The sequence below is a fragment of the Aquabacterium sp. UBA2148 genome (genome assembly GCF_002328915.1).
Taxonomy (GTDB): domain Bacteria; phylum Pseudomonadota; class Gammaproteobacteria; order Burkholderiales; family Burkholderiaceae_C; genus Aquabacterium; species Aquabacterium parvum.
On record NZ_DCXA01000167.1, the window covers coordinates 1 to 7,030 of the forward strand.

Sequence of the window (7,030 nt, forward strand, 5' to 3'; positions counted from 1 at the left end):
CAAAGTCGGCGAGGGTGTCGTGGGCCATGACGCGGTAGGTCAGCCAACCCCAGATCAAGGGTGGCACCACCAACGCGAACAAAGGGATCAGCCACAGCGGCAGGCTCAACACGAGTGCGCCCAGCGCGACCACGGTGGAGGCCAGGGACAAGGCGACCGACCGCCAAAGCGACGTCTGGTGGCGCGAGGCCAGCTCCGGGAATCGCCGCGCGCGCACCAGCTTGACCGCAGACGGGGTGATCATCCAGGCCACCAGCAGCAGGCTCAGGACCACCACCAGGGGCACCACCAGGATCAACATCAACACGGGCACCAACGCGGCACGCAAGCCTTGCAGTCCCATGCTGTCGAGCCAGGACAGGAGTGACTGGCTGAGCGACCAGTTGTCCACGGCCTGCCTGAGTGCCTCGTTGGCATCGGACCAGCCCCACCAGGCCAGGCCCAGCAACAACGTGGCCGACAACAGGATGGGCAGCAAGGTCAGCCAGATGACCCTCGGGTGCAGGCAGTAGGCAACGGCGCGCCAGGCGGCATCGGCGGCCAGGCTGGCGGATGGCAAGGGGCGTTGCGGCAAGGCAGAAGGGGGCGTCAAAGGTGGCGTGGAAGCGTCCATGGCGAACAGCATACCGAAGTGGCCCCAGGCCTGAAGCGATCGGCACCAAAACCCCTTGGGGCCCGCTCGCGACACCCTCGCGGCCAGGCGGCCGGTGCGTCAGCCCTTGCCCAGCAAGCGTCGCAGGCCCAGCCACTGCTGCGCCCAAAAACCCAGGCCGTAGTCACGCGCGCCGTTTTCAGGCAGCTGGTCGCGGATGCCGGTCGGCTCGTAGCGACCATCGAACCGCGCTGTGCCAAACAACAGGTCCCACACGGGAAACAGCACCGCGAAATTGCAGCCACCCAAGGAACCCGGGCCATGGCTTTCGTGGCCAACGCCGATGGCGTGGTGTTGTCGATGAAAGCGAGGGCTCACCAGCAAGCGCTCACCCAGCCAGCCAAAGCTCACCCGAGCGTTGGCATGCGAAAGGCTTTCAAGCAACTGTGTGACGGCCACGACGGCCACGAATTGCCCCGGTGCCACGCCGATGGCTCGGGCGGTGAACGCCAGCAGCACGTCGCGGATCAGGTCATCGAGCAGGTGGTTGCGGTTGTCGCTCCACAGGGTCATCTGCCGCTGGCTGTGGTGCACGGCGTGCAAGGCCCACCAGCGGTCGAAGTGGTGTTGGCCTCGGTGGATCCAGTAGTCCAGCAGGTCAAAGACCAGCAGATAGAGCAGGAAGCTGGCCCAGGCGGTGTCGAGCACACCTGGCCACAGGGGTGCCACCAGGGCATCAAGCTGGATGCCTTGCACCCCCTGCACCGCCGCCTCGCCGAACACGGTGTCCAGCAGCGGATCGACCGAGAAAAACATGGCCAGGCGGAACAGGCCCAGGCGGTGCAACAGGGTGTAGAGGATGTCGACGCGCACGGCTGGCCCGCCCCTGAACTGCTGCTCTGCGGGACGCCAGCGTTGCAGGGGCGCGAACAGCAACAGCATCAGCACCAACTGGATCAAACCCACCAGCAGCCAACCGGTGGCGGCGTAGCCGTCCTCCAGCAAGTTGCCCTGGCCGGTGTGGAACAACACGGGCTGGACCACCGACTCGAACAAGGCCTGCTGCAGTCGCCCGAAGGCATCGGTCAGGGGCTGGATGATCAGTTCGTCGAGCATGGGCTGCAGCGGTGTTGCATTGGTTCAGCGAGCTGTTCGCGCGGAGCTGGGCCCGCTGCGCGATAGGTGGGGTGCTGCCTGAGGGTCTCGAAGCAGAAGCCGCGCTCTTTCAAACCCACGATGAGCGGCTCGAGCACGGCGGGCGCCCACGCATCCTGCCGGCTCCAGATGCCCAGGTGCATCAGCAAGATCTCACCCGATCGCACGCGCTGCAAGGCCTGCCCCAACAAGGCCGCATTGGGGTAGCGCTTGCTGTCGAGCTCGTCCCCCAGGAAGCCATTGGGGGTCCAGGGCACGTGCTGCCATCCGCAGGCGTGGGCCAAGGCCAGCAACCGTGGTGAGGTCCGCCCACCCGGTGCGCGGAAGATGGCGCGCATGCGCTGGCCGGTCATTTGCTCAAAACGGGTGGCTGGGCGCTGCAGTTGTTCGCAGTAGGCCGTGGCCGAAAGCGACTGTCGCTCACCGTTGCGGGGCCCTGCCGTCGGCTTGACCCGAAGGCCTGCTGCGGTGTCGGCCTGCCAGACCACGTGGTCCCAGGTGTGGCTGCCAAAGTCATGACCCTGAGCCGCCAGCTGCCTCCACCAGGCGGCCCAGTGCTCGTCCAGGCTGCTGCCTTCTGGCCGGGCGCCCACCGCCTGCGTGCGTTCGTTTGCCAAAAAGAAAGTGGCTTTGACCTGATGGCGCGTCAGCACATCGGCCACCAGCGGGGCCACGCCCATGTGCCCGGTGTCGATGGTCAGGTAGACCGGTTTGTCGCAGCGTGCTGCGGCCAGGGCCTGAGCGGACAAGCTGAACACCAGGATCGGCGCCAGCGCCCAGACAGCGCGGTCAATTGCGCGGCGCATGCTGCAACGTCCAGACGCCATGCGGCGATCGGCCCACAGGCACTTGCTTGATCACCTCGCCCTTGACCGTGTCGATGACCGTCAACTGGCGCGCCCAGCGCGAGGTCACCAGGATGGTCCGTCCGTCGGCCAGCAGGTCCATGCAATCGGGGCCACCCGGCGCAGGATAGGTTGCCACCACCTTCCAGGTTTGCAGGTCGATGCGGCTGATGGTGTTGCCTGCCCGGTTGCTGACCAGCACGTGCCGCTTGTCGCCCCAGGCTCGGAAAGCGTGCGCGCCATTGCCGGTTTCGATGCGTTTGACGCGCTCGGGTTTCGCGCCGGACACGTTGTAGACCTCGACGTAGCGGTCGCCCGTCAGGCCGATCAGCACATGGCGGTCATCGGGCGTGACGTACACATCGGCGGGCATCTTGCCCACGCGGATGCGCCAACGCGGGGCCTGTGTCGCCAGCTCGATGGCCACCATCTCGTCGCTGTCCTGCATGGTGACGTAGGCCACGGTGCTGCGCGAGTCGATGGCGATGTGGCTGGGCGTCTTGGCCGTGGGCACGCGCTTGATCAGCTTGAGGTCCACGCCGCCCTTGGGCGAGGGTGTGGACTGGTAGATGTCGACATGGTTGAGGCGGTTGGCCGCCGTCAGGAACCACTTCATGTCGGGCGAAAACCGCAGCTGGTAGGGGTCGACGATGCCTTCGATCACCCGTTGCACCGCGCCTGTCTTGGGATCAAACAGGGTCAGGGAGTCGGACAGCGCATTGGCCACCATCAGCGACTTCTCGTCGGGCGAGAGGTAGAGGTGATGGGGCTCCTTGCCCGTGGGCACCCGGCGGATCTCGGCATAAGTCACCGGGTCGATGATGCTGAGGTTTGCGTCCAGCGAATTGAGCACGAAGATGGGGGAACGCGCTGGCGCAGGCGCCGCCACGGGTGGACGGGGTTTGGGCCGGTCACCCAAGGCCAACACCGGAGAAGCGATGCCCGCGAGCCCGCACGAAATCAGGCCTTGTGCGGCCAGCCCCAGGCCGCCAAGGGTCACGGCACGCCGCGAAGCCTCGACAGGCGCGCCCACCGCCTCAGGCAACGCAGGCACCCCGCGCAGCAACATGTCCCCACTCATCCCCAGCGAACCTTTTGTCAGTCAAGCTCTCCAGTTTAAGCGCGGCAGACCGGGGCTTCGATGACATGGGTCAGTGCGCGACAACGCCGGTCCGCAGAGCCGGCACGACAGGCTCACTCATCCCCGCCCAACACCGAGCCCAGCAACCCGCCCACACCACCTGCGGCCACGCCATTGAGCAAGCCACCTTCCTCACGGCCGCCACCACCGGGCGTCTGAGGCGCCGCTGCAAAAATGCGCGAAGCCAGTCGCGAGAAAGGCAGGCTCTGCAGCCAGATCTGGCCCGGGCCGCTCAGCTTGGCCAGGAACAGGCCCTCGCCGCCGAACAACGCTGTCTTGATCTTGCCAACGTACTGGATGTCGAAGTCCACACCGGAGGTGAATGCCACCACACAACCGGTGTCCACCATCAGGCTCTCGCCCGCCTTCAGCTCGCGCCGCACCACGGTGCCACCCGCGTGCACAAAGGCCATGCCATCGCCCTCGAGCTTTTGCAGGATGAAGCCCTCGCCGCCGAAAAACCCGGCGCCCAGGCGCTTCTGAAAACCAATGCCCAGTGACACACCACGGGCGGCGCAAAGGAAGGAGTCCTTCTGGCACATCAGCGTGCCACCCAACTGCTTGAGGTCCATCGGCAGGATCTTGCCGGGGTACGGCGCCGCGAACGCCACGCGCCGCTTGCCCTGCCCCTGGTTCGTGTAGACCGTCGTGAACAGGCTCTCGCCAGTGATCAAACGCTTGCCTGCGCCCAACAGCTTGCCGAAGATGCCGCCTTGCTGCTGCGAGCCATCGCCGAAGACGGTGTCCATCTCGATGCCGGGCTCCATGAACATCATGCTGCCTGCTTCGCCGATGGCCGCCTCGCCGGGATCGAGCTCGACCTCGACGAATTGCATTTCGGCTCCGCGAATTTCGTGATCCACCACGTCCATGGCCATGTTGATTTGCTCCGTTGTGAAAAATCGAGGGGCCGCCTCACCCTCGTCATGAGGGGTGGCCCGCGTGATGCCCAGCTCAATCGGGCGATACTCTGCCGCGAGATTGTGTCCGAAACCCATGCTGCCTCTTTTTGACCTGCACCTGCCAACCCTCACGCTCGTGGTGTGCGTGGTGCTGTTCACCGCCGCCTCCACCATGACGCTGGTGGGCCGAACCCAGCGCACCTACCTGGGCTACGGCTGGTGGACGACCGCGCAATGGCTCAACACGGCCGGCGCGATCTGCCTGGTCCTCAAAGACCACCATCCATGGTTGCTGCCCGTCAGTGTCCTGCTGACGCTGCAATGGCCTTTGACCATGCTGGGGGGGCTGCGCCAGTTCTACATCCGCAGCGATTTCCGCACCGCTGCCTGGGTCGACCTCGTGGTGCTGGCAGCTGGGGCCGGGGCCTACATGGCGATGTGGATGCACTCGCCCAACGACCTCGGCGCGCGGGTGGCCACCTTCAGCCTGGCCAGCGTGACGGGCTACCTCTACGCCGCCTGGCTGGTGCATGGTGTTCGCCACCAGGGCCCCGGGCGCTCGGGCCCTTACCTCAAGGCCGTGGGCCTGTTCATGCTGGCGGCGGCCATCATCCAGCTGCCACGGCTCGTTTCAGCCCTCGGCGTGTGGGGCACCCCGGTCCTCAACCCCACACAGATTCAGCAGCCAGTGGTGCTGGTGGGCCTGGTCGCCGGCGTCATGTTCTCGGTCTACATGTGCCTGCTGCTGACCTACGAGCGCACCGAGCAGGACCTGCGTGAGTCACACCACCAGCTGCGCCTGATGGCCGACTTCGACCTGCTGACCCTCGTGCCCCACCGCCGCCACTTCCAGGAGTTGGCCACCCAGGCCCTGAGCCTGAGCACGCCCGGCAGCGCCACCCTCATGCGCTTTGACATCGACCACTTCCGGCTCTTCACCGTTGACCATGGCCATGCCGCCGGCGACGAAGCGCTGAAGTTCGTGGCTTCATCCGCCCGCTCGTTGCTTCGCAGCCGCGACCTGATGGGGCGCCTGGGTGGTGAGGCCTTCGTGGCCCTGCTGCCCGACACCGGCGTGGCCGATGCCCTGCACGTGGCCGATCGCATGGTGCGTCATGTCGACAAGGTGCGCAGCGGCCAGCAGCGGCCGGCGCTGAGCTTGAGTTTCGGCGTGGTGCAGATCCAGCCTGGCGAGTCGATCGACGAAGCCATTCACCGTGCCGACGAGGCACTGGCCGAAGCGCGCCGCCAAGGTCGCAACCAGCTGGTGCGGGCCGATGACCTGGAAGGCCGACCGGTTTTTTCAGCCAGCCGCCCCCTTGGGCTCGATTGAGTCCACCTGAGACCGCGGCAACACCCGCCACTGCCGCGACAATCGCCGCATGTCTGCATTCGACGTTGTCATCATCGGCGCTGGTGCCGCCGGGCTCTTTTGCGCCGGTGTGGCGGGCCAGCGCGGCCTGAAGGTCCTCCTGCTGGATCACGCCCCCAAAGTTGCCGAAAAAATCCGCATCTCCGGTGGGGGCCGCTGCAACTTCACCAACCGCGAAGTCGGCGTGGCCAACTTCCTGGGCGAGAACCCCGCCTTCTGCCGATCGGCCCTGAGCGGCTACACGCCTCAGGACTTCATCGAGCTGATCGAGCGCCACGGCGTTCGCTGGCACGAGAAGCACCGAGGCCAGCTCTTTTGCGACCACCGCGCTGACGACATCATCCAGCTGCTGCTGCGCGAATGCGAGGCCGGTGGCGTGCAACGCTGGCAGCCTTGCCGCGTCGATGGCATCCGGCCACTTGGCCTGCAGGCCGATGACGGCAGCCGCTTCGAGCTCGACACCGACCGAGGCGTGCTGCGCGCCCACCAGGTCGTCGTCGCCACAGGCGGCCCCTCGATCCCCAAGATCGGTGCCACCGATGCGGGCCAACGCTGGGCCCGCGAACTCGGCCACCGCGTGGTGCCCCTGCGCCCTGCCCTCGTGCCCCTGACTTTCGACGCCAACACCTGGGCCCCCTTCGCCGAGCTGGCCGGGCTCTCGCTCGAAGTCGTCATCGAAACGCCCTCCACCGTGCCGCCGATGCAGCGCGGCGGCAAGGCCAAGGGCCCGCACCTCGCACGCTTCACCGAAGACCTGCTCTTCACCCACCGAGGCCTGAGCGGCCCGGGCGTGCTGCAGATCTCCAGCCACTGGCAACCGGGCCAGGCGCTCACCATCAACCTCAGCCCCGCGCATGACCTGGCAGGCGAGCTCAAGGCCGCCAAGGCTGGCTCGCGCAAGCAACTGTCCACCGCCTGGGGCCTGGCCCTGGGCGAGGCCGTGCCGCAGCGCCTGGCCCAGACGTGGCTGGCGCAAATGGCGCAAAACCTGCCTGCCCTGCAACCCCAGGCCGCGCTGGCCGA

At 66.6% G+C, this 7,030-nt stretch carries 7 protein-coding genes; 2 read left to right on the forward strand and 5 right to left on the reverse strand.

Annotation, left to right across the window (positions count from 1 at the left end; all coding sequences use genetic code 11):
• The 5 genes from B2W70_RS09315 to B2W70_RS09335 form a co-directional block, all read right to left on the reverse strand.
• Positions 1–613 (reverse strand): EI24 domain-containing protein (locus B2W70_RS09315; protein WP_286745092.1); only part of this gene is annotated, 613 nt, incomplete at its 3' end.
• A 99-nt stretch (positions 614–712) separates the two neighbouring features.
• Entirely contained in the window at positions 713–1,690 is a 978-nt protein-coding gene (locus tag B2W70_RS09320; protein WP_414631043.1) for a sterol desaturase family protein, read from the reverse strand.
• Between the two features lie 2 nt (positions 1,691–1,692).
• Complete coding sequence (locus tag B2W70_RS09325; RefSeq protein WP_286745096.1) at positions 1,693–2,553, reverse strand: polysaccharide deacetylase family protein; 861 nt, start codon at positions 2,551–2,553, stop codon at positions 1,693–1,695.
• Complete coding sequence (locus tag B2W70_RS09330; protein WP_286745098.1) at positions 2,537–3,673, reverse strand: YncE family protein; 1,137 nt, start codon at positions 3,671–3,673, stop codon at positions 2,537–2,539. Before B2W70_RS09330 ends, B2W70_RS09325 begins: the two co-directional genes overlap by 17 nt.
• Before the next feature lie 113 nt (positions 3,674–3,786).
• On the reverse strand, positions 3,787–4,611 hold the full coding sequence (locus tag B2W70_RS09335; RefSeq protein ID WP_286745101.1) for a TIGR00266 family protein: 825 nt from the start codon (positions 4,609–4,611) through the stop codon (positions 3,787–3,789).
• Positions 4,612–4,729: 118 nt separating this feature from the next.
• Here B2W70_RS09335 and B2W70_RS09340 point away from each other — a divergent pair, with 118 nt between their 5' ends.
• Positions 4,730–5,968 carry a GGDEF domain-containing protein gene (locus B2W70_RS09340; RefSeq protein ID WP_286745103.1) on the forward strand — a complete coding sequence of 413 codons (1,239 nt, stop codon included), beginning with the start codon at positions 4,730–4,732 and terminating at the stop codon, positions 5,966–5,968.
• A 49-nt stretch (positions 5,969–6,017) separates the two neighbouring features.
• Positions 6,018–7,030, forward strand: a 1,013-nt coding sequence (locus B2W70_RS09345) for an NAD(P)/FAD-dependent oxidoreductase (protein WP_286745105.1), incomplete at its 3' end; no start/stop codon positions are given.

Excerpts from the sequence above, each read along its gene's own strand:
- B2W70_RS09325 (WP_286745096.1), bottom strand. The coding sequence starts at position 2,553 with ATGCGCCGCGCAATTGACCGCGCTGTCTGGGCGCTGGCGCCGATCCTG.
- B2W70_RS09330 (WP_286745098.1), bottom strand. The coding sequence starts at position 3,673 with ATGAGTGGGGACATGTTGCTGCGCGGGGTGCCTGCGTTGCCTGAGGCG.
- B2W70_RS09335 (WP_286745101.1), bottom strand. The coding sequence starts at position 4,611 with ATGGCCATGGACGTGGTGGATCACGAAATTCGCGGAGCCGAAATGCAA.
- B2W70_RS09340 (WP_286745103.1), top strand. The coding sequence starts at position 4,730 with ATGCTGCCTCTTTTTGACCTGCACCTGCCAACCCTCACGCTCGTGGTG.